The sequence below is a fragment of the Agrobacterium sp. Ap1 genome (genome assembly GCF_017313375.1).
Classification (GTDB): Bacteria; Pseudomonadota; Alphaproteobacteria; order Rhizobiales; family Rhizobiaceae; genus Neorhizobium; species Neorhizobium cellulosilyticum.
Window position 1 is genome coordinate 1 of the sequence record NZ_JAFLMY010000099.1, and the last position, 243, is coordinate 243.

Below are 243 nucleotides of genomic sequence, written 5' to 3' on the forward strand. Positions count from 1 at the left end.
GTCCGGGCAAGATCAGGTATGCCTCAATAGGTGAAGACGGTGCCAAGGTCGGCCAGCGACGGCTGCTTCCTGTCCTTCTCGGAAAGGGCTACCTTGTCCGCATCGACCGGCCAATCGATGCCGAGCGCCGGATCGTTCCACAACAGGCCACGATCATGTTCGGCGTTGTAATAGTTGGTCACCTTGTAGCTGATCTCGGTATTGGGTGCGAGCGTGCAGAAACCGTGGGCAAAACCGGGCGGT

At 58.8% G+C, this 243-nt stretch carries 1 protein-coding gene; it reads right to left on the reverse strand.

Annotation, left to right across the window (positions count from 1 at the left end; translation table 11 throughout):
* Positions 1–23 precede the first annotated feature (23 nt).
* Positions 24–243: dTDP-4-dehydrorhamnose 3,5-epimerase (locus JZX87_RS31155; protein ID WP_206829663.1), on the reverse strand; the 220-nt coding region annotated here is incomplete at its 5' end.